We start from the raw sequence: 26,163 nt of genomic DNA on the forward strand, positions 1-26,163 counted from the left end.
CGAGGAGGCTCACCTGAAGACGGTGCCGCCTTGCTCTTCGGAGATTGGCGGGCGTCGGAACGCTCTCGAGCACCCCGTGCAGGAGGGGTTCGCGGCCCCGGCGTGGTGGGTCGGTGAGGTCCTGGCCGTCACTGACTCTCCGCCGGATGGCTCGTGCGGGTCGACTGGGTCACTGAGGCACGGCTCGGTAGCCCGCGCTCAGCTGGGGAACCGTTCCTCGCGGAGCTGCACACCGGTGAGCAGCACCTCGCTCAGCCCACGCCCGACCAGACCCTGGTCGGCGTACGCGCCGAGCACGCGACGCAGCAGGGCCCCGCGGTCCAGCTGTGGGGCCGGGCCGTCGAAGGCTCCGTCCTCGGGCCCGGCGAACCCGTCGTGCCCCTGCAGGATCATCCCCGGTGCCAGACCGGTCAGGGCCGCTGTCAGTCGATGGTCGTCGTCGACGTCCGGCCGCCAGTCCTCCTGGTCGATCCCCCACAACACCGACGTGAGACCACCGTGGGTCAATCCGGCCCAGGTCTCCCGGTTCTGCGCCCCGTAGGGCGGACGCACCCACGAGACCCCACGACCGATCCGATCCTCCAGCTCCGACCGCGCGTCCGCGGTGCGTTGCCGGACCTCCTCAGGCGGCAACGTGGTGAGACGGACGTGGTCGAGGCCGTGCAACCCGATCTCGTGCCCAGCCGCCACGACCTCAGCGAGCAGACCGGGGAACCGTCGAGCCCGCGACACCAGCACGAAGAACGTCGCCGTCGACCCGGTCTCCGACAGCGCGGCCAGGACCTGCTCCGTACCGCCAGGCTGCGGTCCGTCATCGAAGGTCAGCACGACCTGCGGAGCAGCCGTGCGGACCGTCGTCAGTGATCCGGCCCAGACCGGGACGTCCTGAGCAGGCTGCGGGAGCGGGGCAGGCGCGGTCATGGCGGCCATCGTAGGGTCCTCGACACGCGGGACGGGTGGTCGGTGGTCGGCGGGATCGACCAGGACCGGCAGCCCAGGGTCCGCCGGGTCGTGATGCGGCGGCTTCTGGGCTCCCACGCCCGTGAGCCGGGACACCGGGGTCGCCAGCCGACCGACGGGCACGAGGACCCTCGGGATGCCTCGGCATGGTCCGCCGGGCCACGACGGTGTGGTCGAGTCGTGCACCTCCCGGAAGCGGAGCGAGGATCTCGTCGACGCGGATCGTCTGGGGGAAGCCCTGCTACCTCTGCTCCGTCGAGGGCAGCGGCCTGAACGCTTCGCCGGAGCCCGCGCCCCGGGCCCCGGGCCCAACGCAAACCTGCAGCCGCAGCCGCAGGCGCGGGTCAGCCCTGGACGCGCAGCAGCGCCAGGAACCGCTCCGCGTCGCCGGCGCGGGGCAGGTTGTTGAACATCACGTACGGGTCGGGCCGGCCGCGGACCTGGTCGCGGAGCCGCGCGAGCTCGGCGTCCGTGTGGACGTGCCGCATCCCGCTCGTGCCGTGCAGCCGGTAGTAGGTCTGCTCGGGCGTGACCGTCTCGGTCTGCATCGGGTCGACGACGTGCACGAGGTCGAGGTCGCGGCACAGCTCGACGAGCAGCGGGACGGGCCACGGGCCACGGGGCTCCCACAGCACGCGCAGCCCCTGCCGCGGGGCGGTCGACAGGAACGCGGTCATCGCCGCGACGTTCTCGCTCGTCGGCCGGAAGCTCGCCGGGCACTGCAGCAGCACGGCGGTCGCCCGCAGGACCTGCGCGCACTCCAGCGTCCGCGTCCAGGCGCGCAGCACCGGCGGGGTGGACCGGAAGGCGCCGACCTCGCCGCGGTCCTCCTCGGCGAGCGGCACCTTCATCCGGCGGTAGGTGGGGCTCGAGGACGTGTGCGTGATGAGCTGCCAGGCTTTCAGCGTGAACTCGAACCCGGCCGGCACCTGCTGCCGCCAGCGGGCCAGCAGCGCGCCGGCGGGCGGCTCGTAGAAGGTGTGCTGCACCTCCACGACCCGGTAGCGCTGCACGTACGCCGGCTGCGCCACGGTCCAGCCGCACAGGCCGACCCGCACACCGTTGGAGGACTCGTCGTTCACCTCACGCACGCTAGGCCGCGCGCCGAGGCGGCATGCGGCAGGTCCGGGCCGGTGCAGGAGGTGACGCTGCGGTCCTTCGCCGCGTGTGGCCGTCGGTACGGGCAGGTCGTTCCCACGGCTCGCTCCGATCGACGACATCGAGCGATCCTCAGCACCTCCGGCGCGGTGGGGTGGGCGCGCGTCGGGAGCTCGGCCAACCGGCTGCTCTCCCCACGGTGACGGCACGTGGAACGGCGCCGTGGCCATCTGGTGCCGAGCAGCGGCGGCCGGCTCGGAGACGAGGAGCATCATGCGCAACGAGTCGAGAACCTCTCCCTCGGTGGTGACCGTCGCGGAGTCCGGAGTCGGCTCCCAGCCCCTGCCCTCGCAGAACGCCGGCAGGCCTGGTCGCACAGCAGCGCACCCACGTCGACCGCGCTGTCCCGGAGCCGCCATGCTCAGCAGGAGCTCGTCCTGGGTCACCGTGTGAACGGTCGGACTCAGCGAGCTCCGGCTAGGGCTCGAGCAGGTGCCCGCCGTCGACAGAGGGCCACGTCCTGCGCACGAAAGAGACGGCCTGCCAGCGCAGCGCCGCCGGAAGATCACGCTGGGACCACCGCCGCAGACACGTCATTCCCGATGAGCACCAGGCGATCCGGACAATGGGAACTGCTGTGTGCATCGCCGCGGAAGGGAGCCGTGTCTCGAAGTAGGCCTTTCTCAGGTCACGAGCCGGGCGGTCGGCTCGATCCGCAGCACCGCCTCATCGATACCGCCGTGGTGCCCCTCGACCACGAGCAATGGCTCACACGAGCGCATCTCCTCCCGCGCGTCGACATGAATTCGTCGCAGGATCGCGGCCACCTGCATGGCGCGATCAATGGTGGGCATGCGGTAGCAGCGCGGCACAGCAGACAAGATGAGTGACCCCGTGCCGATCGCGTGGACACAACTCGGCCCCGGGCGAGAACGACCTCGACCGATGCCGGGCGGAGGTCCGCCGCATCAGGCTCGACGAGCAGCCCCGCCGCGGCGCCCGAGATCGCCCTCTCTCCGTGGTCGGCGTCGCGGTGGAGAACCGGACGGCGCCGCGTGGCCGGCCCTCCCGAGGTCGCCGCCGCGGTGCTCATCAGGAGACGGTCGGGTGAGGGAGGAGCATCATGGCCGCATGAGCCAGCAGCCGCGCCAGCGAAGCAGCCGAGGTCTGCTCTGCCTCGCCGTCCTGGGCCTGCTGGCGGCCAGATGTGCGTCGGGCACGGCCGCCACCCCGGGTGGACCAGTCGTCACCGTTCCGCCGGATCAACGCGACCTGGTGGGGCTCTGGCACGACGCCGCGGGCCGGGAGCTGCCCGACGGGACGAACGCCTCGGGCGGGGTGCTGGTCCTCGCCGCGGGATCGGGGTCGAGCACCTGCACCGGGGACCACGTGACCGTGTTCCTGGAGCTCGCCTGGCCTCCCGGGCGGCGACTGGACTGGAACGCCGGGTACGACGAGGACGACACGCGGCGCTACATGCGCGAGACCGAGGGTTCCCTGATCGAGACCGTGGGGCGGTCGGATCTCGATGCTGCCCTGCCCCGGGGGGCGCGGTCGACCGGGTTCAGCAAGGACGGCAACACCTTGTACGTGATCGCGTCGAAGCCTTCTGCGGTCTGGGTGGAGCGTCCGGACCGGCGGGTCGAGCGCTGGTCGCAGATCAAGTCGGGCGGCGGCTGCGCCTGAGTCGGCCGGAGGCCACGGGTTCACGTCGGAGGGACGACCGGTCGACGGGTGCCGGACCCGATCAGGGCGTGTTCTCGTCGAGGATGCCGTTGCGCTGGGCCCAGAGGGCGGCGGAGGTCCGGTCGTAGACCTCGAGTGCGGCGAAGATCCGGGTGAGGTGGGCCTTGACCGTCTTCTCGCTGATCTGCAGCCGGCGCGCAATGCTCTTGTTGGGCAGGCCGGCCGCCACGAGGGCGAGGACCTCCCGCTCCCGCGGGCTGAGGTTCGCGCTGGGGGAGGGCCGGCTGGCCCCGCGGGGCGGCAGCAGGGCGAGCGCGGCGCGGGGGGAGATGGGGGCGTGTCCGGCGGCGGCTTCGCGGACGGCCTGGACGAGGTCATCGGGTTCGGTGTCCTTGAGCAGGTAGCCGATCGCGCCGGCGTCCAGCGCCGCGAGGACCCGCGCCTGCTCGGCGAAGGAGGTGAGCACCACCACGCGGGCGTCCGGGCGTCGGGCGAGCACCTCGCGGGTGGCCTGGACCCCGTCCATGCCCGGCATCGACAGGTCCATCAGCACGATGTCGGCCTCCCGGGCGACCGCCGCGTCGGCGGCCAGGGCGCCGTCGGCGACGGCGTCGACGACCTCGATGTCGGGAACGCCGGCGAGCACCCCGCTCAGCCCCTGGCGGACCAGCGGGTGGTCGTCCACGATCAGGACGCGGATCACGGCGCCGCCCTGTTGGTCTGGGCGCCGCGTCGCGGGGCGGTGACCAGGGGCAGACGGAGGGTGACGGTGGTGCCCGAGTCGGTGGCGGAGGCGACCTGCAGCTGCCCGCCCCGTTCCTGGACCAGAGCCGCGAGCAGGGGGAGTCCGACGCTGCCCTGGCGGCGGGCTGACACGGCGGGGTCGAAGCCCCGCCCGTCGTCGGTGATCTGCAGCTGGAGCCAGCCGGCCTCCTCCGCCACGACCACGTGGACCTGGGTCGCGTTGGCGTGCCGGACGATGTTGCGGACGGCTTCCTGGGCGACGCGGTAGACCAACGACTCACCGGTCTCCGAGAGGCCGTCGCCCACCTGGACGTCGAGGTCGACGTCGATCCGCCGCGCCTCCAGGGTGGCCACCAGGTCGGTCAGGGTGGCGTGCAGCCCTTCGCTGTGGAGGGCGGGGGGAGTGACGGTGACGATGAGGCTCCGCAGCTCGCGGACCCACTGGCGAAGGCTCCGGGCGGTCGCGGCGAGGCTGTCGGCGAGCTCGGTCTGCCCGGCCGCCCGGGTCCGGTTGGCGGTGTCGGTCAGGGTGTAGCTGGCCCCGGCCAGGCCCTGCACGACGCCGTCGTGGAGGTCGGAGGCGATCAGGGTGCGTTCGCGGTCGGCGGCGGCGAGGGCGGTGACGAGCAGCTGCTCGCGTTCCTCCTGCACGGCGTTCAGGCTCCTGGTCAGCCGGTAGGTGAAACCGATCTTCACCAGGTAGAGCAGGACCAGCGCCAGGACCAGACTGGGCAGCAGCGACAGCCACACGGCTCGGCTGGTCAGCCACACCACCGCGAAGGGCTGGCTCGTCTGCAGCAGAAGGGGCTGACCCGACGGCGCCCGGAGCCCCGCGGACACGTCGAGGGACCGTCCGGCGCGGCCGCCGACGAGGTCGGTGGGATCGGAGCCCCCGTCGCGGCTGGCGGTGGCGACACCGGTGCGCAGGGTCTGCAGCTCCTCTGCCGACAGGTCCTCTCGCTGTCCGACCACGCCCGGTTCGGACGCGTAGACGATCAGCCCGGACTCGTCGACGATCCGGGCCTGCGTCAGCGGGGCGCCGAGCACCCGCTCCCGGATGACGCGGTCGAAGGTCTGGTCGGCGTCCAGGCGCGCCGGCGCGCTCAGGGGGAGCGCGGGCTGCACGACCCGGGTGGACAGCAACGTGGCCGTCGCCCGGGCGTCGCGGACGACCTCCTTGAGGGCCGCGTGCCGCTGGGCCAGGGCCAGACCGGCCCCGCACAGGACGAAAGCGCCCAGAGCCGCGCACATGTACAGGATCACCAGCCGCTCGATGGGGCCACGCCACAGCAACCTGCGCCTGCTGCCACCCCGAGATCGCGCCGGCGTGCCGTCCTGCTCGAGAGGGAGCCGCTGCGACGGCTCGATCGACCGGCTCACCGAGGAGTCGCCGCTGATCTCGGTCCTGGTTCCCCTCATCGAGGACGAGCTGACTGTGCTGGGTCGAGCACCCTGACCTCCTCGGACCGGCGGCCCACGCGGTGGACGCCCTCGAGAGTACGAGCCCGCAGCCCTCCGCCTGCTCATCATCCCTGGACTGGTGGTCGTAGGACCACTGGGTCCGGGAAAGGTGGGTCGGATGCGTTTGGAACGTGGCCGGGGAACTCGAGCACGGCCGACGAGCGCAATTCTCAAGAATGCGACGGAGCCTGGTCCTAGGACCATCGGGGCTGCTGCTGACGGGGAACCCCGAATTCCCTGAGAGGTGCGTCGATGGACGACATTCAAGGCCCTGGAGAGTTCGACACCACCGGTGCCGTCTGGCACCGTTGACGTCGAAGGTGATGGTGCAGGAATGGCCATCAGAAACTCGGGCGAAGAAGTCGAGAACCGACTCCGCCACCGCCGCGACATCCTCGCGGTCAACACCAGGAGAACTCATGAGCACCGCTGCAGCGCACACCAACCTCGACCTGGGCGTCGACGAGCCCCGTCGTCTGTCCACCGAGACGAAGAACGCGACGAAGACCACCGAGCTCATCGCCTTCGTGCTCGCGGTCGTGGCCGTCGTCGTCACCGCCAACCTCTACGACGGCAGCGGCGACGGCACCGGTGGCGACCCCTTCGGCGCCACCACCGCCATCCGCTACGTCGTCTACCTGACGATCGCCTACATGCTGGCCCGTGGCCTCGCCAAGTCCGGCAGCCGCGAGGTCTACGACGCCTGACCTCCGGCCCGCCCGGACCGCGCAACGGCAGCACGGTCAGCACGAGCGGCAGGACGAACCCTCCTCGGCAGGGTCCCTCCGTCGGCGTTGATCACGCACAGGACGAGAGCCAGCTGACAGCACCGGTCAGCTGGCTCTCGTCTGTCGCCACGTCCCCGCAGCCCCGCACCGGTCGCGCAGGTCGGCCCGTGCGTTCCTGCCCCGGCCGCCGGGAACCTCCACCGGGGGCCCACACCACAGCGATGTCAGGAGACCCACGTGGCTTTCGGGGTGCAGAAGCTCGTCCACCAACCCCACGGCGTCGTGCTGGGCCGTGTCCGCGCGGCCCTGGACGCGGAGGGGTTCGTCGTCCTCACCCCTCACGACGTGGCGGACGCCTTCGACCAGGCCTTCGGCTTGGAGATACCGCCGCAGGTGACGCTCGGCGTCTGCACACCAGGGCTGGCGCACGCCACCCTCCAGGCCGACCCCTCGGTGGGACTGCTGGTGCCCTGCAGCGTCGTCGTCCGCGCCGCCGACCCCGGACGAACGGTGGTCGAGGCATCACGGCTGCACCTGATCGTGGCCCTCACCGGTGACCGTGCTCTGGAGCCGGCCGTGGCCGACGCCGACGCCAGGCTCCGAGCTGCATGCGACCGACTCGCGGACCTCTCCTGCCCCTGAGCGGCGCTGGGGCTGACGGCTGGCTCACGGCGTCAGCGCACCGCGCAAGACCTCCTCGAGACGCCCGCGATCACCGTCCACCACCACGCGGTCCAGGCCGAGTCGTCCCCACAGGAGCAGCAGCACCGTCGGGCCGTCACCGACGACGCCGGCCACGGGCTCGGAGTCACGATGAGGGGACGACGCGAGGACCCGGTCCTGGCCGTCGACCCGCAGACGGACCCACGACGACGACTCCTCGACGCGCCCGAGGCGCACCTGCCGCGGCAGCATCACCGTCAGCACCTCGTCGATGCCATCCAGCGCCACCTCCGCGTCCATCCGGGCCGGCCGGCCCAGCGCCGTCTGGAGGTCCCAACGGTGCAGGACGGTCTCGTGGAGCTGACGCCGACGCCAGAACCCGACGGTGCTCGGTCGGGCCAGGGTCCAGCAGGACCGGTCGACGTCCACCGACAGCGCCTCGACGAGATCGGCAGCGCCTGCGGCGTACCAGCGGGCCAGGGCTGGCCCGTCGAGCCCGTGCGGTTCGCGAGGATCCGCCGGTGCCGGTCCGTCACTCGGCGTGCGCGTCGCCGCAGCCGCCCAGCGGTGGACGGCGCCCAGGTGGGTGACGAGGTCGTGGACCGTCCAGCCCGGGCAGGAGGCGACGGGCGCCGCCAGGTCGGCGGCGTGCACCAGCCGCTCCACCTCGGCCGCCTCCTGACCGAGCACGCCGAGCACGTCCACGGTCCCCTCCCGACCCGAGCCGCTTCCTCAGCGCGACCCGGTGCAGCGCGCTGGCCGGGCTGCGCTGCAGGGCGCGGCCGGGCGTGTCAGTCCGCCAGGGTGACGGTGGCCCCGAGCTGGTCGTACAAGCCATCGGCGTCGTAGTGGACGACCAGCTCGGAGATCCGTCCGCCGGTGAACGTGAAGAAGGCCGAACCCGTGTTGCTCGTCCGTCTCCCGGTCGCCGGCAAGCCGTTGAACTCGCCCGTGTGCCGGCCCGAGATCGTCCAGAGGATGGCCACCCGCGCGCCGTCGACCACCGTCTGGTCCACCGTGAAGGTCCGCTCGGTGAACGCGAAGTCCTCCATGAGCGCCTGCCACTCGGTGGCGACGGGCTCCTCGCAGAGGTCGTGCAGCACGCCGAGGTCCCCGCTGCTCTCCAGTGCGGCCATGAAGCGCCGAACCGTCTGCTCCTGCTCAGCCGTGGCCATCACCACTCCTCCGCGAGGGCCGCGCCCCCGAGGCGCTGCGACAGCGGGGAGGCTAGCAGTCAGCCGACCCCCCGACCAGACCCCGGCCGTGCACCGCGGGCGGGCACCGGCGTGCCCGGCGGCGCACCGCCCCGAGGGCCAGATCCCCGGTCTGGGCGATCATCCCCCGCTACGCTGAACGCGACATCTGCCGCAGGCAGGTCTCGGGGCCACGTTCTGGTGAGGACCGATCATGCCCCTGGGGACCCATGTGCTGTCACGCTTCGGACGCGTCCTGGCGCGGACTCTCAGCGCCCGGTCTGCACCGGCGCCCGCTCTCGACGAAGCCGCGGTCGCGGCCGGTGTGGTCGCGAGCACGACGGCTCTGATCTGCGTCGTCGACCTCCAGGGACGCGTGCTGTCGGCGAACCCTGCCCTGCTCGACCTGACCGGCTACGAGCCGCGCGACATCGTGGGCCGGCTCATCTTCGACACCCTCGTCATCCCCGAAGACCTCGTCCCGGCCCAGGCGTCCCTGCGCCAGGCCGCCCTGGTCGGCACCGCGGGGCAGGTCGAAGCGGACTGGCTGGACCGCCACGGCGGTCGGCTCCGCATCCACATGCACAGCAGCGTCCTGCGTGACCAGGACGGTGAGCCCCGAGCCGTCGCCTACGTCGGAACCGACGTCACCCAGCAGCGTCAGCTCCAGACCGAGCTGCGCGAGCGCGCCGAGACCGACGCCCTCACCGGGCTCCGCAACCGGGCGGCCATGCTGAGCGCCCTCCAGACCGCCCTCCTCCCGAGCCCTGCGCACCGTGGTGACCAGGTCGGTCTCCTGTTCTGCGACCTCGACGGCTTCAAGAAGGTCAACGACCGCCATGGCCATCTCGTGGGGGACGCCCTCCTCATCGACGTCGGCCGACGGCTCCTCGCCCTCACCCGGCCGCCGCAGGTGGTCAGCAGACTCGGCGGCGACGAGTTCCTCATCCTCACCCCGGCCGCGACCCCCACCTCGATCACGCAGCTCAGCGACGCCATCGAACGGGACATGCGACGGCCCTTCCGCACCCGGCACGGCGCGATCACCATCGGCGTCAGCGTGGGCGCCGCCCTCGGGCACGTCGGCGACGACCCCACCCAGCTGATCGAACAGGCCGACCGCCACATGTACGGGGTCAAGACCACCGCCCGCGCCCGGACCCTCCGCGCGGTCTGAGGCCACCAGCCGGCCGGATGCGGGGGATCCACCGGGGTCGCGACGTGGTCAGGAGCGCAGCGCCTCCGCCTCGGCCAGGGCGCGGGAGGCTCCAGTCTCCGGGTCCTCAGCATCGACGAGCCGGTGGACCGCGGTCTGCAGGCGGCACCACGCGACCCGCTCCAGCAGCCGGTCCGGCTCTCCTGCGCCGGCGTTGTAGCCGTCGAGCATCGGCGGGACGGCGGTGAGGGGGACGCCGACGAAGTCCCAGGCGGCGTCGAGCCAGCCCGCACCGGCGAAGTCGACGATGCCGACCAGACGGCCGGCCGCGGCGAGGACGTTCCCGGCGTGCAGGTCGCCGTGGCAGAGGACGGGGTGGAGGTCGGGGAGCACGTCGTCGACGAGCTGATCAGCCAGCCGGACCAGCCGGGCGGCGGTTCCCGCGCTCAGCCGCCCGGCCGCGCGCAGCCGCTCAGCCAGCACCCGCGGGTCCACATCGCCGGTCTGGGTGAAGGATCGAAGGCCAGGCGGCATCTGGGCCGCCGAGGCGCGGTGGAGGACGCGGATCTCCGCCCCTACGGCGGCCCAGACCTGCGGCGTTCCCCGGCCCGGTGAGAGCCGGTGGCCGGGGAGGAAGCGGCTGACGATCACGGGGACACCGATGATCGGATCGAGGTCGACGACCGCGACGATCTCGGGTGCGCTGACCCCCAGGAGCCGAGCAGCGGAGCTGACCTGGGCGTGGACCAGGCAGGCCCGGATGGCCTGCTGGTCGCGGTGGGGGACCTTCACGGCCAGCGATCCACCCCACCGCACGACGGTGCTGGTGGCCCCCGCCCACTGCTCACCCAGGCGAAGCGCGGGTGACACCCCGAGATGGGAAGCCAGCGCGGCCGCTGCAGCCGGCGGTAGGAGCTCCGTCGTCGATGCCACACCCCAGCATCGATCCTGACCGGCTCGCCGGCACCCAGGCTCGCGAGCCGAGCGGCGGCCCGCCCCGCGCCGACCCGTCCGAGGGAGGGGATGACCAGGCGGACCCCCCGCCGACGGCCACCGGACGGCACCGGGGTCCGGCGCGGCTGGTCAGCCAGGCGGACGACCGCCGGCGGCCATCAGGCCGTCGAGGCGACCCGGCCCCCGATCCCCGTCTCGTTGCCGTCGGTGTCGTGGAAGACGTACTTCCACACCCCGTCGTGCTTCTCGACGCCGACCGGCTCCACCCCTCGGTCGGCGATCCTGGAGACCTCGGCGACGGGGTCGTCAACCCAGATCATGCTGACGGCTCCGCCGGCACGGCCGGCGTCGCGGACGATGTAGACGTAACGGTCCTCGGCCAGCTTCCAGACCGCCTCGACGTCATTCGGGTAGAACGCTGGCTCGGTGCCGAGCAGCTGCTTGTACCACGCCAACGCGCTCGGGAAGTCGTTGACCGGGATGCCAGCGAAGATGCCGACCGCCATGGTGTTCCCCTCTCGGCTGTTCCTCTGTGGGCCCTGTGGAGGTGGACCGGAGCCATCGCGGAGACTGATCGGCTCGGGAGGCCTGCGTTGACGCGGCCGGTGGAGTGGCGGGCGACGGAGGCCGAGCCGGTCGCGACGAGGGTGGGCAGCGGCTCGTTCTGGTTCGACGAGCTCTGGGCAACCCGAGGGCAGGACCGTGACGGCAGCCCGGCCTCGTGCCGCACAGCACGCTGGTCTCACGACTCCGTGTCCCCAGCGTCCCGCGGGCGGCGCGTTCTCCGGCTGGGCGCCTTGCCGCCCGCTGCCCTCGCCGGCGCTGCCGCCCCGCCGGGTGGTGCCTTCGTGGTCGTGGTCCGCGTCCTGGTCGTGGTTGACTTCCTCGCCCCCGCGGTCTTCTGCTCGGAACCCCGATGCTGGTCGGCCGCCGTGGGTGCTGGTGAGGTGGACCGGGCCGGTGGGGAAGGCTCGGAGTGCGCGGGGGCGGGGGACGGAGCGGCGGGCAGGACGGCCGCCGGGGTGGGGGCCGCAGACGTCGCGCCACGCCTTCTCCGGCGGAGCACCGGGCCGCCCGTGGCGAACACCTCGAACAGGGCCGCCGCGGCGAGACCGAGGACCGCACCGGAGAGCAGCAGCCGCTGCTGCGCTCCCGCCACTCCCGCCGGCTCGCTCAACCGCGCGACGGCCGTGTCCAGGTCCGCGCTCGGCTGGTCGGGGCCGAACAGGGAGGAGTCGTCAGGGACCTTCGAGGGGGACACGGCCCAGATGACCGCTGACCCCCCTCCGAAGACGCTGCCGGTCTCCAGCACGCGCACCTCACCGCCTTGGATCGTCGACGGCGAGAAGAAGTCGATGCTCTCGGTCGGGCCGCCCGCCACGCCCACGAACGCCGTGGACTCGGGCGAGGGCTGCAGCAGCCCCGCACTGTCGTCCCCCAGGCCCAACCAGACGTCGGGCACCCGCGCTTCGGTGCGCCCGTTCGCCGACGCCCGCCAGGTGGCCGCCGGCGTCCCGACAGCGTTGTCGCCGGCCGAGAGGTCGACCAGCTGACGGTCACCGTCCGTGCGCGACCGGACCTCGGGGTCGTCGAACGTCAGCCGGGCTCCCTTCGTCAGTTCGACGGTGGCCTCGATGACGCCGCCCTCCGGGGCGAACCCGTCGACGGACACGCTGACCTTCCCGTCGGCGAGCAGGATCCACTCGAAGCTGACCGCGGCCTCCGGAGTCCGGGTGTAGACCACGACGGTCGGGTCGTCCCGGCCCACCTCAGCTGGGACCGAAACCTGGGCGATCCGCGTGGCGTCGTCGCCGAGGCTCAGACCCCACCAGCCACCGAGGACGGCCACCAGCAGGAAGATCGCCCGTCGGACCATCAGCGCCCCCCAGCACCCACCACGGAGAACCCGAACGTAGCAGCGGATCGAGGCGGTCGTGCCGGGAGACCGCACGACTGAGGGGTCGTGAGCGCGGTCGAGCAGGGACGTGCCACGGCCGGTGGCGAGGCCGGCGGCCCATCGGCGCGAGAGCCATGAGCGGGTGCCATCGCTCCAGTGGTCGGCACCGTTGACACCTGTGCGCGACGGTTGGACGCTGGTCGGACCAGGTCACTCCTGAGGAGGCGGAGATGCGCAAGGTCGTGCACTTCGAGATCCCGGCTGCCGATCTCGACCGAGCTCAGCGCTTCTACAGCTCGACGTTCGGCTGGGAGATCCAGAGGGTGCCCATGGACGGTGGTGAGTACCTCGCCGTGACGACGACCCCGGTGGACGAGCAGACGCAGGAACCGCGGGAGTCCGGAGGGATCAACGGTGGCCTGGTGCAGCGCGACGGGCCGCTCGTCACCCCCGTCCTCACCGTCGACGTCGAGGCCATCGATGTCACCCTGGAAGAGATCGAGAACAGCGGCGGCACGACGGTGACACCACGGACACCGATCCCCGGGATGGGCGCGTACGCCTACTTCCGGGACCCCGAGGGCAACGTCCTCGGCCTGTGGGAGACGACGCCGGCGACCGGGTGAACCAGGTGCCCGGCGTCCCCGTCCTCCGGGGCCGCTGCCAGCAGCAGGTGCGCGACCGCAGCACGGTGGGCAGGCCGTCAGCCGCCCCGACCTGGCTCCGGGCGAGGTCAGCCAGGAGCGGACCGAGCCTTGCGGGCTGCCGGTCGGCGGCGTCGATCTCGCTCACCCAGAGCCGCGTCACGCGACGACTCACCGTCCTCCACCCCTCCGCCCGGGAGGAGGACGCAGAGCGCCGCCGTTCTTCTGGCGTCGGATCAGGAGCACGGCATCACCCTCGTCACGGAGGACCACGCTGGCTGCGCGATCCCGACGCGTCGCCACGCCGGCGACCCTCGTCCTCGACCTCTCGGCCCGCACCCGGCGAGCCTAGAGCCAGACCGTCCAACGACGTCGGGGGTGGTCCATCGCCCAGGACGCCTGCACGATGAGCGGCAGCCCGAGGACGACCTCCACGGGCTGCTCGAGGGTGGCGTTCAACGCTGAGAGGTCGACGACAGCACACCGCTGCTCCGCGAACGTCGCCTGACCGATCCGACAGGTGGCCAGCGTGCCCCAGTGGTGGTTGGCCTCGGCGCCGGTGACGTCGGTGCCCCGGCCCGTCTCGGGGCGCACGGAGACGATCTCGGAGTGCCGGCTGGCCCAGGACTGGTCGACGAGGGTGGCCCCCGCCCCGGTGTCCCACAGGGCGTCGAGGGAGGTCTGGTCCCAGCTGACCGCGACCGTCGGCGTGCTCTGCGGTGCGGTGGCGAGCGGGTACCACGCTGCACCCGGCGGCTCTCCGCCGTCGAGGTCGATCCGCGGCACGTCGAAGTGGAAGTCGCAGCGGTGCGAGCCGAGGACGTCCATGCCGAGCAACCCCGGATGCCGCCACCCCTCCGGCTGGAGCTGGACCAGGAGGTCCGGTGTCACCAGGTCACCGGTGCGCACGGCGTCGGTCTCGACCAGCACCTCCTCGATGGCCGCGACAGCGAACGCTCCGCGACCCCCCTGCGTGGTCTGCCGGGCGCGGGTGGCGAACGGGGCGACGTGGGGGACCGCGGACCGTGGTGTGCCGGTGTCCAGCAACAGCCTCAGCGGTACCCCGTCGGCCACCACGTCGGTCCAGGCCTGCAGGCACGACTCGTCCTCGGGATCGGGGAGCACGACCAAGGGGATGCGCGGCACCGGACCATCCTCATGACCGGCGGACCGTCCGTCCAGGGACGAGCCCCGCGGCTCGCTCCGCCGGCCGCCGCGGAGCACCTGCACCGAGGCCATCACCCCAGCAGGGCCGATCGGTTGCCGCCGTCGGCCGTTCCGCGCGGCACCCGAGGGCCCGGCCGTCGGACGGAGCACCCAGGGCGACCAGCCCGCCGGCGCCAGCAGGATGAAGCCGGTGTCGCGCGGGACGTGCAGGAGCCGGACAGCCGACCCGTGTGCCGGCCTGGCTGCGCCCGTCCAGGAGGTCCGATGACGGCGATCGCTCCATGGCTGTCGGTCACCGACGCCGCCGCTGCCGTCGAGTTCTACCAACGCGCTTTCGGCGCGACGACGGGCGAGCTCGCCGAGGGCGGTGGTGGGGCACTCCCTCACCCCACCGCGGAGGCCCAGCCGGGACCGGCATCCCGCTCGAGCGCCCTCAGGTAGACGCTGAGCTTGCCGTAGCCGATGTAGACCGCCTCGCGGTAGACCTGGTGCTGGACGAAGGGGGAGGCGACGAAGCCGTCCCCGCGGTCGATCCGGTCGGTGCGGAGCTCCTCATCGGTGAAGCGGTCCAGCGCGGTCTTCATCGCGGCGTCCTGGGCGGCGAACCAGTCCTGCAGGCCGGCGATGGTGACCGGATCCGGGGCCGGGTGCTCGCGGTGCGTCCAGTCCAGGTCGAACGTCTCGAACGAGTGGGTGTACACCCCCTGGAGGTGTCCCAGCTCGACCAGCGCGCCGCCCAGCGTGGGGTTCGTGCCGGGCAACCGGAAGGCGAGATCCGGGTCGGAGAGCACCGTCAGCAGGTGGTCGCGCAGGCTGTGGTGGCCACGGATCTCCTCGTCGAAGAGGTCGTTCATGGGGCAACCCTTCCCCGTCGGGGCGCCCCGGGTCCAGGCGTGGTGGTGGACGGTCAGAGCCGTCGGCGGTCGTGCGGGACGCACGCAGCAGCCGACCCGCTGCCGTGGAGCTGCTGACACCGGGCCACCGCAGGGGCGGGCTCTCCTAGAAGCCGCTGAACTTCGGTGGGAGGTCGTTGTGCTGCTCGACCTCCAGCCAGGACGCGTGACGGCGGTGCCCGCAGCGACGGCAGACCGCGACAGACTGCGCACGCTCGTCGCGTTCCGTCCACCCCCACGTGTGCCGTCCGACACGACAGAGCAGACTCATCGATCAACCCCCGGTTCGCTCATACGCGGAACCTAGGACCGCTGAGGGGTGAGGTCGAGGTGGCAGTTCTCGCACGGCACCGCCGAGGGAGGAACGCCGGCCGGGGCACCGGTCAGGATGCGCGGTACAGCGCGAAGGGTGCGTCGGGGTGCAGACCCGGCCGGCCCTCGATGAGTCCCTCCCGCCGGATCAGCCTGGCCGGCCGCATCCCGAGGCGCCGCATCACCGCTCGGGAGGCGTGGTTGTGCACCTCGGTGAAGGCGACGACCGGAGTGCCGGCCTCGTGCTCGTCGGCCCAGGCGAGCGCCGCGCGCCCCACCTCCGTGGCGTAGCCGCGACCGGTCAGCGCATCCCGGATGACCCAGCCGAGCTCGAGCACGGCCTCACCGGCGAGGTCGAACCGGGTGAACCCGCCGCGTCCGACCAGCGAGCCGTCCGCACGATTGCGGGCCATCCACTTGCCCACGCCGTCCGTCGTCCAGCGGGCGGCCATCTCGTGCGTCCACGCTGCGACGCTCGTGGGCGTCCACGGGCCTGTCCAGGACGCGACGCGCGGATCGGCGTAGAGCAGCACCAGGTCGTCGACGTCCTCCGACCCCACCGGGCTCAGGACGAGCCGCGGAGTCTGGATCGGGTCTGTCCTCGGGTGTGCGGCGGCCGGCATCCCCCCAGTGAACACACGCGGCCGTGTCGTGGCCACGGCCGGCGCGGGCCTGCGGTCCTCCGCCGGCGCTCGGCCCTGGACCGGAGCCCGTCGGCACCGCCGCTGCGGCGGCGGCCGTGAGCACCCCGGCCGCCGTCCATGACGCACGGAGGGGGTGACCCCCTCGGTGCGGGTGGTCGGGCGGTGCCGGGCTCGCCTGTCGGGCGCCACACGGACCTCGACGGCACCCGGATCGAGCTCATCGGGTGGCTCTCCGGCCGGGCAGTCCGGATCACCGCGACGGACTGGTGGTGACTCCGCCGATGAGCTGGCGTGGTGGGCGCGGTCTGACCTGGTGCGACGAGCACGGCACGAGAGGAGTCGGGATGAGCACGAGGAAGCTGGGGGTGAACCTCCCGCTGGCGGGCGCAGGAGCCTCGCCGGAGGCGATCCTGCGGGTCGCCGAGGAGGCCGAGCGCGCCGGCCTCGACTCCGTCTGGGCCTGGGAGCGGTTGATGCGACCCACGGATCCGATCGCCATGGGCGGTCCCGGCGGCCCGGTGATGGACGCGCCCGCGCAGTTCGCCGTCGTGTACGACGCACTCGAGACCTTGGCGTTCGTGGCCGCCAGGACGAGCAGGATCACGCTCGGCACCAGCGTGCTCGACGCCCTGTTCTCCAGCCCGGTGATCCTCGCCCGACGGCTGGCCACGCTCGACCAGCTGAGCGGCGGACGGCTGGTCGTCGGGGTCGGCCAGGGCTGGATGGAGCAGGAGTTCGTGGCCACGGGCGTCCCGATGTCACGTCGTGGTGCCGGCTTCGAGGAGCACCTCCGGGCCATGCGGGCGGTGTGGGGTCCGGACCCGGTGCAGTTCGACGGGCGCTTCTACCAGATCCCCTCCGCCGAGATCGGCCCCAAGCCGGTACGACTCGACGGGCCCACGCTGATCATCGGCAGCGCGGCACCGGCCGCCGTGGACCGCGCCGCCCGGCTCGGCGCCGGGCTGACGCTGGTGATCTTCGACTGGGAGACCGTCGGCGAGACCATCGCCACGTTCCGGACGGCGGAAGCCGGCGCGGGACACGAGCCCGGCTCGCTGCCCGTGCTGCTGCAGGTGAACGGCACGATCAGCGAGCGGTCGCTGGACGAGCGTGCTCCTCTGCTCGGCTCGGTCGACCAGGTGGCCACCGACCTCGAGCGGGCCGAGAGCCTCGGCGTGAGTCACGTGTTCTGGAACAGCCTGGAGGAGGACCCGCTCGAGCAGATCCCGCTCATCGCCCAGCTGCGTGGCTGACCAGCCCTGCAGGTGGTGGAGGCCGCGCGCTCGACCCGCCTGTCCGGGGCATCCGGCCGGCCGGTGGGGGAACCCGCCCACGTCCTCCGGCTTGGTCAGCGTCGTCCCCGGCGCACCAGGCATCCATCGAGGCCGGACGACGGGTGTCGTGGCGGCGAGTCGGAGCAGTCGACCTCCCACGGGGCTGCGAGGACCCCGCGTGCGGGACGCGGACCTCACGGCAGAGGTCGAGACGTCACCGTGCCACGTGGTGACGCACCGGCGAACCAGGAGCTCTCGCCCAGCACGACGTCGTGCGGGTGCTGGCGTTCGGGTCGCCCTCCCGCTCGCAGGAACAGGTCCGGGGCCCGGGCTCCGGTGGCGCGTCTGAGTGGGAGGTGGCGAGGCCCGGAGCGCCGTCGCGAGCCCTCGACGGGTGAGGCCAGGACCGCCTCGAGGTCGCCGTCATCGACCTCGGTGAGGCGACCGACGCCGCCTGAGGCTGGGCCCGCGTGCAGGTGACGTCGACGTCGTGGATCCACTCGCCTGGCCTCGACGAGGTAGGAAGCGCAGGTGGAGCACGCGCGAGACCGCGCGGGAGTCGAAGGAGTGCGCGGTGAAGTCGCCCTCGGCGTTCTCGTCCGCGGCCATGATCACGACGACGCCCTCGGGAGACATCGGGTTCTCGACGATCGAGCGCTGGAGCACCACCTTCTCGCCCGGAGCCACTCCAGCGTCATGTCGCCCTCGACCTTCTCCTCGACATGCCGCGGCGCGTCGACGACCTGGCGCCAGCGGCCGACCAGCGGCTCGAGGTCCTTGATGGCCGGCTGGCCACCGGCCACCTCCCGCGACTCCGTCATCGTCGTGTCCTCCTCGCTCGGCGGCTGCAGCTCCCCACGTCGACCGACCGTCCCCGCGACCCCATCTCATCGCGACCCAGCCCCGACGTTCCGCTCGCGGGTTGCGAAGCCTCATCGGCCCCGGTCGGACAGAATGGTCCGCATGACCGCCTACTGGATCAGCGTCTACCAGGAGATCTTCGACCAGGCCAAGGTCGACGCGTACGCGCAGCTCGCTCGACCCGCGCTGGAGGCGGCGGGCGGCACGTTCGTGGCGCGCGGGCTGCCGGAGCAGACGTACGAGGCGGGGGAGTCCACCCGCACGGTGGTCATCGTCTTCGACTCCGTCGAGGCCGCTCGCGCCGCCCACGACAGCCCCGCCTACCAGGAGGCCCTGGCCGCCCTCGACGGCGGCGCCCGGCGTGACATGCGCATCATGCCCGCGCTCTGACCCCCGGGGTCGGCTGGGGTCGGAGCTGGTTCCCCTGGCGTGGGACGCAGCCGTGAGGTCGGGCCCGGTGAACGGTTGGTCCGCGACGACCACCCGGCCGGGCTCGGGGCAGGGCTCAGCGAAGGGCGTCCAGCTCGTCGAAGGCGCGGTGGCCGCGCTCGACCACCCCCGGGACCAGGTCGTGGCGTCCGTCACGGATGGGGAGCTCGAGCATCAGGAGGATGTGCGTCGCCGCGAGCACCGCCGCCCCCTCCCAGCCGACCAGACCGAGGATCCTCGCCCACAGCCGCTCCCGGACGCCGTCCAGCAGCGGATCCTGGAAGGCGTACCACATCAGGGTGGTGAGATCAGTCGCCCGCGTGCCGCTCCCGGCGTTCCCGATGTCCACGACCGCGACCACCACTCCGTCGCGGACCAGGATGTTGCCGGGGGTCGCGAGATCGGCATGGACCATGTCCGGTGCCTCGGGCGGTGGTGGGACGTCGGCACACACGAGCCGGAGGCGCTCGACCAGGGCCGCCACCGCGGAGGAATACCCCGAGAGCCTGCCCACGGACTGGCGGAGCAGCGCCTGCTCCGGCGTCTCGACGACCTCCAGCCCGTCGCCAGCCGGTTCCTGACCGGTGGCGACCCGCCAGGCGTAGGACCAGTGGTCGTAGGGCTCCGAGGCCCGGCCCGCCTGGAGCTCGATGATCGCCATCAGCTGCTCGATCAGGGACGGGGTCAGGGTTGACGCGGGAGCGGCATCGACGAAGTCCATCAGGTGCCAGACGTGAGCGGCTGTGGCCCCGACGGCGAGCCAGGCCGGGGTGGGATAGCCGCACCGACGCATGTGCTCCACCACCCTCTGGGCGCGCAACGTCTCGTCCAGCTGGTCGGGGTGTGCCCGGGGCGCTGCTTTGAGCACTGCGTCTGCCCGCGCGCCCAGCTGGACGCGCACGGCACCCCCGTTGACACCTCCGGTCAGGCGATCGAGCAGCGTGACCTCGGTCCCGAGCGCACGCGCCACGTCGTCCAGGACCGCGGCCGGCACGTCCTCGGGATGAGTGCCCTGCTCCGCTGACTCGATGACCACACGACGACCGTAGTGCGGGACGCACGCAGGAGCCGGACCCCCGGCGGAGCACGCCGCGCCGACCGTCCTCCGGGGCCGCCGCAGGGGAGGTGTTCGCGAGGGCCGGAGGGTCGCCGTCGGCTGCCTCGCGAGGTGGGGACAGGGTCAGCGGTGCTGGACCCAGCTGGTCGGTTCACCGCCGCTGCCGCGGTCGGCGACGCGGTCGACGTGCAGGGTGCGAGGGCGTCGGTGACGTCAGCCGGCCTGTCGGTCCGCCCGGCGCGGGCTGACGACCGCCGGACGCGGGTCCCCGCCTGGAGCACCGGCACGTCCGCGGTCACGGGCCCCAGGGTGGACCGGCGATGCCCCTCAGCCACGCGCCCACCGTCACACCGTCACCGGGACCGGTCTCTCGGCAGGGGACGGGAACCGTGGCTCCTACGGCGTGCGGCGACGGGCGGCGGGTGTGAGTGCTGGGTTGTCGAAGGAGTTGTCGACCGGGTTGACCGTGGTGCCGGGGGCGACGATCTGGTCGATGCGGTCGAGCACCTCGGGCTGCAGCTCGATGTCGGCGGCCGCCAGCTGCCCGTCGAGCTGGTCGCGGGTTCGGGGACCGATGATGGCCGAGGTGATCGCGGGGTGGGTGAGCACGAACGCGATCGCCAGCTGGATGAGGGTGATGCCGGTGTCCTCCGCGAGCTGAGCGAAGGCCTCGACGGCGTCGAGCTTGTGCTGGTTGGCGGGCTGCGCGAGGTCGAACCGCTCGGGGAGCCGGCCGGCTCGGGACGACTCCTGCTGCCCCGTGTCCTTGCGCCAGCGACCGGAGAGCCACCCGCCGGTGAGAGGGCTGTAGGACAGGACGCCCAGGCCGTGGCGTTGGCAGGTCGGCAGGATGTCGTCCTCGATGCGGCGCACGAGCAGGGAGTAGGCAGGCTGCTCGGTGACGAAGCGCTCGTATCCGCGCTCGCGCGCCACCCATCGTGCTTCGACGATCTGGCTGGCGGGGAAGGTGGAGGCGCCGATGTAGCGGACCTTGCCCTGGCGGACGAGGTCGGTGAGCGCGCCCAGGGTCTCCTCGATGTCCGTGTCGGTGCGGGGGCGGTGCACCTGGTACAGGTCGATGTGGTCGGTGTCGAGCCGGCGCAGGGAGTCCTCGACGGCGCGGATGATCCAACGCCGGGAGCTCCCTTGCCGGTTGGGGTCGTCCCCCATGGCGCCGTGGAACTTGGTGGCCAGGACGATGTCGTCGCGGCGGCCCTTGAGGGCCTTGCCGACGATCTCCTCCGACTCCCCCTGGGCGTAGACGTCCGCGGTGTCGATGAAGTTGACACCGGCGTCGAGCGCGGAGTGGATGATCCGGATGGACTGGTCGTGGTCGCGATTGCCCCAAGCGCCGAACATCATCGCGCCGAGGCACAGCCGGCTGACGGTGACCCCGGTGCGTCCGAGCAGCTGGTACCTCACAGGAGAGCTCCGTTCCCGTTCTCCGGGGACGGCGGTCGGCCGGCGAGCGGGTGGAGGGTGTAGGGCTCACCCGGGGCGAGGACGATGATCCGCTCGGGGTTGACCACGCGGTCCGGGAGCGCGGCGGGGTCGGCGTTGAAGGGCGGGAAGTCGGGAGCGTCGACGGAGCCCCAGTGCTGCAGCAGCAGAGGCGTCCGGGGGTAGGCGTTCGCCATCTGGATGGCCCCGTCGAGGCCGAAGTGCCAGTCGCTGTCGGAGAAGTCGAACAGCAGCGCGTCGGGCGCCGGCATGTGCAGGTGGTGCTCGGGGATGAGTCGTGAGTCACCGGGCGCCCAGACGGTGCCGTCGGGCGTCTCGATCCAGAACCCGCAGCAGTCCTCCATCGCGAAGACGCGGTCACTGGCCCCCGGCGAGTCGTTCTGCCAGGCGTGGTCAGCCGGGGTCACGGCGACGCGGACGGGACCGACGGCGAAGTGGTCGCCGATGTCGTGGCCGGTGGAGGGGAATCCCTCGCCCTGCATCAGCGTGCCCACGTACCGGGTGGAGTGGAACGCAGCCGTCACCGGTGCGAGCTCGCGGCAGGTGGGGACGCTGTAGTGGTCGTTGTCGGCGTGCGTGACCAGCACTGCGTCCAGCCGCGGCACCGCGTCGGTGGTCAGCGGGAAGTCGATCATCACCGGCATGTCGAAACCGCCGAGCAGCGGGTCGATCATCAGCGTCGTCCCCCGGCAGTTGAGGAGGAAACCCGCCATCCCGAGCCATCGCAGGACCGTTCCGTCCTGCGGTTCGAAAGCCTCAGCACCAAAGGCCCTGGTCCGCGGTGCACGCGCCTGCTGCTGCATGGCCGGACCCTACCGAACGGAGTTCCGGGGCGCCCAGCCCCTCAGCGGCTCGACGAACCCCGTTGCTGGTGGCGGGGACCTCTGCCGGGAGCCCGGCCGACGAGCCGCCGGTCCTATTGTCGTCGTCGTGACAGTCGCCGAGCCGGCCGTGGTCCCGGCCTCGCCCTTCGCGCCGTTCCGGCACCGGGCGTTCTTCTGGTTGTGGCTGGGCGTGGTGGTCGCGAGCATCGGGGCGTGGGCCCAGACGGTCGGGGCGCAGTGGCTGTTCATCAACGACCCGAACGCCGCCACGATCGTGCCGTTGGTGCAGACGGCCAGCACGCTGCCGATGATGTTGCTGGCGCTGCCGGCCGGGGTGCTGGCCGACGCGTTCGACCGGCGGTTGCTGCTGGTCGTGGTCCAGGGCTACTCCATCGCGGTGTCGGCGCTGTTGGCGGTGCTGACCGTGGCGGGGATGATGCCGCCCGCGTTGCTGCTGACGTTCACGTTCGCGGTGGGGGCCGGGTTGGCGATGCTGTCGCCGACCTGGCAGTCCCTGATCACCGAGCTGGTGCCGCGGGAGGAGTTCGCGGCGGCGACCCGGCTCGACATGGTGAGCGTCAACGTGTCCCGGGCGGCCGGGCCGGCGATCGCCGGATGGATCATCGCCACCTGGGGGGTGGCCCCGGTGTTCGCCCTGACGGCGGCCGCCGGGGCGGTGCTGCTGGTCATCTTGCTGACCTGGCGGCGATCGACGGCCGCCCGCGCGGTGCAGCGGGAGCGGTTCGTGCCGGCGTTGCGGTCGGGTAGCCGCTATGTGCGCCACGAGCCGGTGATCCGCGCCGTCCTGCTGAGGTTCGCCTCCTTCGTCTTCCCGGCCGGGGCGGTGTGGGCCCTGCTGCCGCTGATCGCCAGCCGCCAGCTGGGGTTGGCGGCGAGCGGCTACGGACTCCTGTTCTCCGCGCTCGGCATCGGGGCCGTCACCGCCGCCCTCGGGCTGGGACGGGTCAAGCGGCAGCTGTCCTCGAACCAGGTCCTGGCGGTGGCCGGCAGCGGGTTCGCGGTCGCCTTCGCCGGTGTCGCGGTGACGTCGTCGATCTGGGTCGCCCTGCCGCTGCTGGTGGTCTGCGGGTTCTGCTGGACCGCCACCGTGGCGACGGTGATCTCCGAGCTGCAGCTGTTCCTGCCCGGCTGGGTGCGGGCCCGGGCCATCGCGATCTACCTGATGGTGTTCCTCGGCACCCAGGCGGTCGCCGCACCGGTCTGGGGTCTCGTCACCCAGTACACGAGCCTGCGGACCGCCCTGCTCGCCGCCGCCGTGCTGCTGGTGGTGAGCGTGCTGCTCGGGCTGGTGCTGCGGGTGCCGGAGAGCGAGGGGGAGGACCGCTCACCCCTGGCGTACTGGGACACCCCGCGGCTGCAGGTCGACCCGTTCACCGCCGGCGGCCCCGTCGTGGTGTCGGTGGAGTACGAGGTGAGCGACCTCGACCGGGACGCCTTCCTGGACGCGATGCGCGGGATGCGTCGGTCCCGGCTCCGGTCGGGTGCCTCCCGCTGGGAGCTGTACCGGGTGGGGGAGGACCGGCACCGCTACGTCGAGCAGTTCGAGGTGCCCAGCTGGGAGGAGCACGAACGTCAGCACGAGGGCCGGCTGACCGCGGAGGACAAGGCGATCGAGGACGCCGCCTTCGCTCACGTCACGGGCAGCCCCCGGACCCAGCACCTGCTGCCCGCCGCAGCCAGGGGCTTCGCCGACGACCTCCCGGGAGACCGGCACCGCGATCGGCCCCGCTGACCGCCGGGTCACCCCGTCGACGCCAGCGTCAGGACGCGCCGACCCTGCTGGGGCCTGGTGGGCGCACGGATCGCGCTCCGGCTGCGTCGACGGGCGACCGCGCAAGGGCACGCACTCGGCCCTCCCGGGCCTCCGGAAATTCCTCGTCCCCGACCTTCCACCCGCCTCGTGAGGTCGCTACCTTGGCATCACGACCGGGGGTCTTGGACGCCCGGGACGGGTGGAGGCGCTCATCGGTCTGCGTTCCCCGGCGCTGACCGGTAACCCCCTGCGCGAGCCGCCTGTCCCGGGTCTCGTGAGCGCAGCAGCACCGATCGTGGTCGTCACGTGCGGGTGCGGCCGGTGTCGGCCTGACCGGCGCCCTGTCGGACCGGCTTCGCCGACGTCTTCCTGGCGGGCTGCACCGCCGTCCGACCGCTGCCACCGGTCGAGCTGGAGGCCCTGGCTGCGCATCCTGACCATCATCGAGAACCTCCACTTCCACCTCATCGGCAAGCCGGCGTTCCAGGGCGCCGCGTCACGGAAGGAGGGCTGGGTCGAGGCAGGCTTCGAGTCCCTGGCTGCCACCGCTCGTCCGCTCGGGATGGACGTCTGAGAGCACCGCGCCGAGGGGCCGTGGCTCCAGCTCGGCGGGCCGTCCCACCCCGGGTGCGCGGGACGCACCCGGGGGCGACCAGCTCACGCGACGTCGACCCGGGCGGGGTGGCCGGGCGTGCCGAGGCTGCGGGCCTCCTGCGCCGTGATCAGCGGTGGCTGACCCCGTCGAGCCGGAGGGTCGGGGACTCGTCACGGTGGGTCCCGGAGACGCCCACGTGCTTCTCGGGGACGGTCGGCCCGTTCTTGAGCACACCGTAGAAGGCCATCGCGTGGCCGCGCCCCACCCCGTAGTCAGCAGCGAGCCAGCCGACCACCTCGCCGGCTCTGGTCGTCGGGCCGGTCCGGCCGGACTTCGCCTCGAGAGCATCGAGGTACGCCTGGGAGGACATGGTCACCCTCCTCGTCATCGGATGCTCGACCGACCATCACCAGGGGCCGAACTGATCGCACCCGAGGACCAGGCTCGCAGCCGCAGCGCGGGCACGAGCGATCCGCCTGGGCCGGGACGTGAGCGGCAGCCGGGCGGTCGCCGGGCCGTGAGCGGGAGGACGGGCGAGAGCCCCGGTATCCTGACCCACGTTGCGTCCCGGTGATCGACGTCCGGCTCGGAGCAGTGGTCGACGCAGGGTCGGGCGCGAAGATCCCACCCTCGTCCGGAGGTCCAGGTGCGCACCCCGCCCGCCGAGGTCGAGGTGGACGTGGAGCTCGTCGAGACGCTGCTGCGGAGCCAGTTCCCTGCCGTCACGGGAGAGGTGCGGATCGTGGCGAGCGGCTGGGACAACGTGATCGCGCGCGTCGGCCCCGACCTGTGCGTGCGGATGCCGCGCCGCGCTCTCTCCGCTCCTCTGGTGCAGCACGAGGCGGAGTGGTTGGCCCGGCTGGCGCCCGGGCTGCCGGCGGACGTCCCGACGCCGGTGGCCATCGGCAGGCCGGGCCCGCGCTACCCGTGGACGTGGCTCCTCTGCCCGTGGTTCGAGGGTCGCCCCCTCGCCGAGGTGGAGGTCGAGGACCGGGCGGTGGTCGCCTCGCAGCTGGGCGCCTTCGTCGCGGCCCTGCACGGCCCGGCCCCGGCCGAGGCGCCCGTCAGCCCGTGGCGGGGGATCCCGCTGGCGGACGTCGAGTCCCGGTTGCTCGAGCGACTCGAGCAGATCCCGCCCAGCGACGCCGCGACCCTCCGCGCGGTCTGGGACCAGTGCGCCGGTGCGCCACCGCACGCCGGGCCGCCGGTGTGGTTGCACGGCGACCTGCACCCGCTCAACGTCCTGGCCCGATCCGGAGCGGCGCCCGGACTTCGGGCCGTGATCGACTGGGGCGACCTCTGCTGCGGGGATCCGGCCACCGACCTGGCCATCGCCTGGCTCGGCTTCGACGAGCCAGGGCGCGCTGCGTTCCGGTCGGCCGTGTCGAGCCGTCACCCCACCGACGACCCCGTCTGGGACCGTGCTGCCGCCTGGGCCGTCTCGCTGGGGGTCCTGTTCCTGCTCGACGCCGAGCCGGGGACGACGGCGCACGCTGTGGGCGACCACCTCCTGACCCAGCTGCGAACGCCACGACGTTGACGCCTGGTCCGTCGGTCCTGGGGCCGGCTCTCGAGCGGAGCCCGGGAGCAGACCCTCGTGGCGGACGTCGGCAGCAGCGAACCGTGCACCGGGGGTCGTCGACCTGGCCGGTCCCGGACTGGGACCCCTCGGGGTGTGCCGTCGTGGG

The 26,163-nt window shown here is 72.6% G+C and carries 27 protein-coding genes; 9 read left to right on the forward strand and 18 right to left on the reverse strand.

Annotation, left to right across the window (positions count from 1 at the left end; translation table 11 throughout):
* Window positions 1-198: 198 nt before the first annotated feature.
* The 3 genes from BLT72_RS09760 to BLT72_RS22185 form a co-directional block, all read right to left on the reverse strand.
* Complete coding sequence (locus BLT72_RS09760; RefSeq protein ID WP_157720393.1) at window positions 199-921, reverse strand: polysaccharide deacetylase family protein; 723 nt, start codon at window positions 919-921, stop codon at window positions 199-201.
* A gap of 383 nt (window positions 922-1,304) precedes the next feature.
* Window positions 1,305-2,042, reverse strand: coding sequence for a DUF72 domain-containing protein (locus tag BLT72_RS09765; RefSeq protein WP_197677257.1), 738 nt, complete (start codon window positions 2,040-2,042; stop codon window positions 1,305-1,307).
* 699 nt (window positions 2,043-2,741) lie between these two features.
* A complete protein-coding gene (locus BLT72_RS22185) occupies window positions 2,742-2,912 on the reverse strand; it encodes a hypothetical protein (RefSeq protein WP_157720394.1) in 171 nt (56 codons plus the stop codon).
* Between the two features lie 277 nt (window positions 2,913-3,189).
* Between BLT72_RS22185 and BLT72_RS09770 the strand changes: the two genes are divergently transcribed.
* Window positions 3,190-3,744 (forward strand): hypothetical protein, encoded by a 555-nt coding sequence (locus BLT72_RS09770; protein WP_157720395.1) that lies wholly within the window; start codon window positions 3,190-3,192, stop codon window positions 3,742-3,744.
* 61 nt (window positions 3,745-3,805) lie between these two features.
* Here the strand turns inward: BLT72_RS09770 and BLT72_RS09775 are convergent, their stop codons facing one another.
* Together BLT72_RS09775 and BLT72_RS09780 are read right to left on the reverse strand one after the other, a co-directional pair.
* Complete coding sequence (locus BLT72_RS09775) at window positions 3,806-4,447, reverse strand: response regulator (RefSeq protein WP_091412485.1); 642 nt, start codon at window positions 4,445-4,447, stop codon at window positions 3,806-3,808.
* Entirely contained in the window at window positions 4,444-5,781 is a 1,338-nt protein-coding gene (locus BLT72_RS09780; protein ID WP_091412486.1) for a sensor histidine kinase, read from the reverse strand. The genes BLT72_RS09775 and BLT72_RS09780 overlap by 4 nt, the downstream gene beginning before the upstream one ends.
* Before the next feature lie 587 nt (window positions 5,782-6,368).
* On the opposite strand from BLT72_RS09780, the gene BLT72_RS09785 reads away from it, so the two are divergent.
* Complete coding sequence (locus BLT72_RS09785) at window positions 6,369-6,656, forward strand: hypothetical protein (RefSeq protein WP_091412488.1); 288 nt, start codon at window positions 6,369-6,371, stop codon at window positions 6,654-6,656.
* A gap of 258 nt (window positions 6,657-6,914) precedes the next feature.
* A complete protein-coding gene (locus BLT72_RS09790) occupies window positions 6,915-7,319 on the forward strand; it encodes a DUF302 domain-containing protein (RefSeq protein WP_157720397.1) in 405 nt (134 codons plus the stop codon).
* A gap of 24 nt (window positions 7,320-7,343) precedes the next feature.
* On the opposite strand, the gene BLT72_RS09795 is transcribed toward BLT72_RS09790, so the two are convergent.
* Both BLT72_RS09795 and BLT72_RS09800 read right to left on the reverse strand, forming a co-directional pair.
* Complete coding sequence (locus tag BLT72_RS09795; protein ID WP_091412493.1) at window positions 7,344-8,045, reverse strand: maleylpyruvate isomerase family mycothiol-dependent enzyme; 702 nt, start codon at window positions 8,043-8,045, stop codon at window positions 7,344-7,346.
* Between the two features lie 86 nt (window positions 8,046-8,131).
* Window positions 8,132-8,515: an ester cyclase gene (locus BLT72_RS09800; RefSeq protein WP_091412495.1), complete on the reverse strand. Its 384-nt coding sequence runs from the start codon at window positions 8,513-8,515 to the stop codon at window positions 8,132-8,134.
* Between the two features lie 343 nt (window positions 8,516-8,858).
* Here BLT72_RS09800 and BLT72_RS09805 point away from each other — a divergent pair, with 343 nt between their 5' ends.
* The gene (locus BLT72_RS09805; protein WP_172826054.1) at window positions 8,859-9,710 is read left to right on the forward strand and encodes a GGDEF domain-containing protein; all 852 of its coding nucleotides are present in this window, start codon (window positions 8,859-8,861) and stop codon (window positions 9,708-9,710) included.
* A 48-nt stretch (window positions 9,711-9,758) separates the two neighbouring features.
* Here the strand turns inward: BLT72_RS09805 and BLT72_RS09810 are convergent, their stop codons facing one another.
* The 3 genes from BLT72_RS09810 to BLT72_RS09820 form a co-directional block, all read right to left on the reverse strand.
* Window positions 9,759-10,622: a phosphotransferase gene (locus BLT72_RS09810; protein WP_091412499.1), complete on the reverse strand. Its 864-nt coding sequence runs from the start codon at window positions 10,620-10,622 to the stop codon at window positions 9,759-9,761.
* Between the two features lie 179 nt (window positions 10,623-10,801).
* Window positions 10,802-11,149 carry a VOC family protein gene (locus tag BLT72_RS09815; protein ID WP_091412501.1) on the reverse strand — a complete coding sequence of 116 codons (348 nt, stop codon included), beginning with the start codon at window positions 11,147-11,149 and terminating at the stop codon, window positions 10,802-10,804.
* A 236-nt stretch (window positions 11,150-11,385) separates the two neighbouring features.
* The gene (locus BLT72_RS09820) at window positions 11,386-12,519 is read right to left on the reverse strand and encodes a hypothetical protein (RefSeq protein WP_091412503.1); all 1,134 of its coding nucleotides are present in this window, start codon (window positions 12,517-12,519) and stop codon (window positions 11,386-11,388) included.
* Window positions 12,520-12,770: 251 nt separating this feature from the next.
* Here BLT72_RS09820 and BLT72_RS09825 point away from each other — a divergent pair, with 251 nt between their 5' ends.
* The gene (locus BLT72_RS09825; protein ID WP_091412505.1) at window positions 12,771-13,166 is read left to right on the forward strand and encodes a VOC family protein; all 396 of its coding nucleotides are present in this window, start codon (window positions 12,771-12,773) and stop codon (window positions 13,164-13,166) included.
* Window positions 13,167-13,532: 366 nt separating this feature from the next.
* Here BLT72_RS09825 and BLT72_RS09830 read toward each other — a convergent pair whose 3' ends face one another.
* The 3 genes from BLT72_RS09830 to BLT72_RS09840 form a co-directional block, all read right to left on the reverse strand.
* The gene (locus BLT72_RS09830) at window positions 13,533-14,330 is read right to left on the reverse strand and encodes an aspartyl protease family protein (RefSeq protein ID WP_091412507.1); all 798 of its coding nucleotides are present in this window, start codon (window positions 14,328-14,330) and stop codon (window positions 13,533-13,535) included.
* 404 nt (window positions 14,331-14,734) lie between these two features.
* Window positions 14,735-15,205, reverse strand: coding sequence for a hypothetical protein (locus BLT72_RS09835; RefSeq protein WP_091412509.1), 471 nt, complete (start codon window positions 15,203-15,205; stop codon window positions 14,735-14,737).
* 422 nt (window positions 15,206-15,627) lie between these two features.
* Window positions 15,628-16,179 (reverse strand): GNAT family N-acetyltransferase, encoded by a 552-nt coding sequence (locus BLT72_RS09840; protein ID WP_091412512.1) that lies wholly within the window; start codon window positions 16,177-16,179, stop codon window positions 15,628-15,630.
* A 365-nt stretch (window positions 16,180-16,544) separates the two neighbouring features.
* Between BLT72_RS09840 and BLT72_RS09845 the strand changes: the two genes are divergently transcribed.
* Window positions 16,545-17,453, forward strand: a complete 909-nt coding sequence (locus BLT72_RS09845; protein WP_157720400.1) for a TIGR03619 family F420-dependent LLM class oxidoreductase — start codon at window positions 16,545-16,547, stop codon at window positions 17,451-17,453.
* Between the two features lie 632 nt (window positions 17,454-18,085).
* Here the strand turns inward: BLT72_RS09845 and BLT72_RS09850 are convergent.
* Window positions 18,086-18,295, reverse strand: coding sequence for a hypothetical protein (locus BLT72_RS09850; RefSeq protein ID WP_091412517.1), 210 nt, complete (start codon window positions 18,293-18,295; stop codon window positions 18,086-18,088).
* 142 nt (window positions 18,296-18,437) lie between these two features.
* Between BLT72_RS09850 and BLT72_RS09855 the strand changes: the two genes are divergently transcribed.
* Complete coding sequence (locus BLT72_RS09855) at window positions 18,438-18,725, forward strand: DUF1330 domain-containing protein (protein WP_091412519.1); 288 nt, start codon at window positions 18,438-18,440, stop codon at window positions 18,723-18,725.
* Between the two features lie 115 nt (window positions 18,726-18,840).
* On the opposite strand, the gene BLT72_RS09860 is transcribed toward BLT72_RS09855, so the two are convergent.
* From BLT72_RS09860 to BLT72_RS09870, 3 genes are all read right to left on the reverse strand, one after another.
* Window positions 18,841-19,800: a phosphotransferase gene (locus BLT72_RS09860; RefSeq protein WP_197677258.1), complete on the reverse strand. Its 960-nt coding sequence runs from the start codon at window positions 19,798-19,800 to the stop codon at window positions 18,841-18,843.
* Between the two features lie 417 nt (window positions 19,801-20,217).
* Window positions 20,218-21,243 (reverse strand): aldo/keto reductase, encoded by a 1,026-nt coding sequence (locus tag BLT72_RS09865; protein WP_091412521.1) that lies wholly within the window; start codon window positions 21,241-21,243, stop codon window positions 20,218-20,220.
* Window positions 21,240-22,085, reverse strand: coding sequence for an MBL fold metallo-hydrolase (locus tag BLT72_RS09870; RefSeq protein WP_091412522.1), 846 nt, complete (start codon window positions 22,083-22,085; stop codon window positions 21,240-21,242). Before BLT72_RS09870 ends, BLT72_RS09865 begins: the two co-directional genes overlap by 4 nt.
* 127 nt (window positions 22,086-22,212) lie before the next feature.
* Between BLT72_RS09870 and BLT72_RS09875 the strand changes: the two genes are divergently transcribed.
* Window positions 22,213-23,859, forward strand: a complete 1,647-nt coding sequence (locus BLT72_RS09875) for an MFS transporter (RefSeq protein WP_231930478.1) — start codon at window positions 22,213-22,215, stop codon at window positions 23,857-23,859.
* A gap of 743 nt (window positions 23,860-24,602) precedes the next feature.
* Here BLT72_RS09875 and BLT72_RS09880 read toward each other — a convergent pair.
* Window positions 24,603-24,845, reverse strand: coding sequence for a DUF4287 domain-containing protein (locus tag BLT72_RS09880; RefSeq protein WP_091412526.1), 243 nt, complete (start codon window positions 24,843-24,845; stop codon window positions 24,603-24,605).
* Window positions 24,846-25,121: 276 nt separating this feature from the next.
* On the opposite strand from BLT72_RS09880, the gene BLT72_RS09885 reads away from it, so the two are divergent.
* On the forward strand, window positions 25,122-26,015 hold the full coding sequence (locus BLT72_RS09885; protein ID WP_091412528.1) for an aminoglycoside phosphotransferase family protein: 894 nt from the start codon (window positions 25,122-25,124) through the stop codon (window positions 26,013-26,015).
* Window positions 26,016-26,163: the final 148 nt, after the last annotated feature.

It is taken from the genome of Friedmanniella luteola, from assembly GCF_900105065.1.
Classification (GTDB): domain Bacteria; phylum Actinomycetota; class Actinomycetes; order Propionibacteriales; family Propionibacteriaceae; genus Microlunatus; species Microlunatus luteolus.

Bases quoted from the DNA above. Each gene is read 5' to 3' on its own strand.
- BLT72_RS09760 (WP_157720393.1), bottom strand. From the start codon at position 921: ATGACCGCGCCTGCCCCGCTCCCGCAGCCTGCTCAGGACGTCCCGGTC.
- BLT72_RS22185 (WP_157720394.1), bottom strand. From the start codon at position 2,912: ATGCCCACCATTGATCGCGCCATGCAGGTGGCCGCGATCCTGCGACGA.
- BLT72_RS09770 (WP_157720395.1), top strand. From the start codon at position 3,190: ATGAGCCAGCAGCCGCGCCAGCGAAGCAGCCGAGGTCTGCTCTGCCTC.
- BLT72_RS09785 (WP_091412488.1), top strand. From the start codon at position 6,369: ATGAGCACCGCTGCAGCGCACACCAACCTCGACCTGGGCGTCGACGAG.
- BLT72_RS09800 (WP_091412495.1), bottom strand. From the start codon at position 8,515: ATGGCCACGGCTGAGCAGGAGCAGACGGTTCGGCGCTTCATGGCCGCA.
- BLT72_RS09815 (WP_091412501.1), bottom strand. From the start codon at position 11,149: ATGGCGGTCGGCATCTTCGCTGGCATCCCGGTCAACGACTTCCCGAGC.
- BLT72_RS09820 (WP_091412503.1), bottom strand. From the start codon at position 12,519: ATGGTCCGACGGGCGATCTTCCTGCTGGTGGCCGTCCTCGGTGGCTGG.
- BLT72_RS09825 (WP_091412505.1), top strand. From the start codon at position 12,771: ATGCGCAAGGTCGTGCACTTCGAGATCCCGGCTGCCGATCTCGACCGA.
- BLT72_RS09835 (WP_091412509.1), bottom strand. From the start codon at position 15,205: ATGAACGACCTCTTCGACGAGGAGATCCGTGGCCACCACAGCCTGCGC.
- BLT72_RS09840 (WP_091412512.1), bottom strand. From the start codon at position 16,179: ATGCCGGCCGCCGCACACCCGAGGACAGACCCGATCCAGACTCCGCGG.
- BLT72_RS09845 (WP_157720400.1), top strand. From the start codon at position 16,545: ATGAGCACGAGGAAGCTGGGGGTGAACCTCCCGCTGGCGGGCGCAGGA.
- BLT72_RS09850 (WP_091412517.1), bottom strand. From the start codon at position 18,295: ATGACGGAGTCGCGGGAGGTGGCCGGTGGCCAGCCGGCCATCAAGGAC.
- BLT72_RS09855 (WP_091412519.1), top strand. From the start codon at position 18,438: ATGACCGCCTACTGGATCAGCGTCTACCAGGAGATCTTCGACCAGGCC.
- BLT72_RS09870 (WP_091412522.1), bottom strand. From the start codon at position 22,085: ATGCAGCAGCAGGCGCGTGCACCGCGGACCAGGGCCTTTGGTGCTGAG.
- BLT72_RS09880 (WP_091412526.1), bottom strand. From the start codon at position 24,845: ATGTCCTCCCAGGCGTACCTCGATGCTCTCGAGGCGAAGTCCGGCCGG.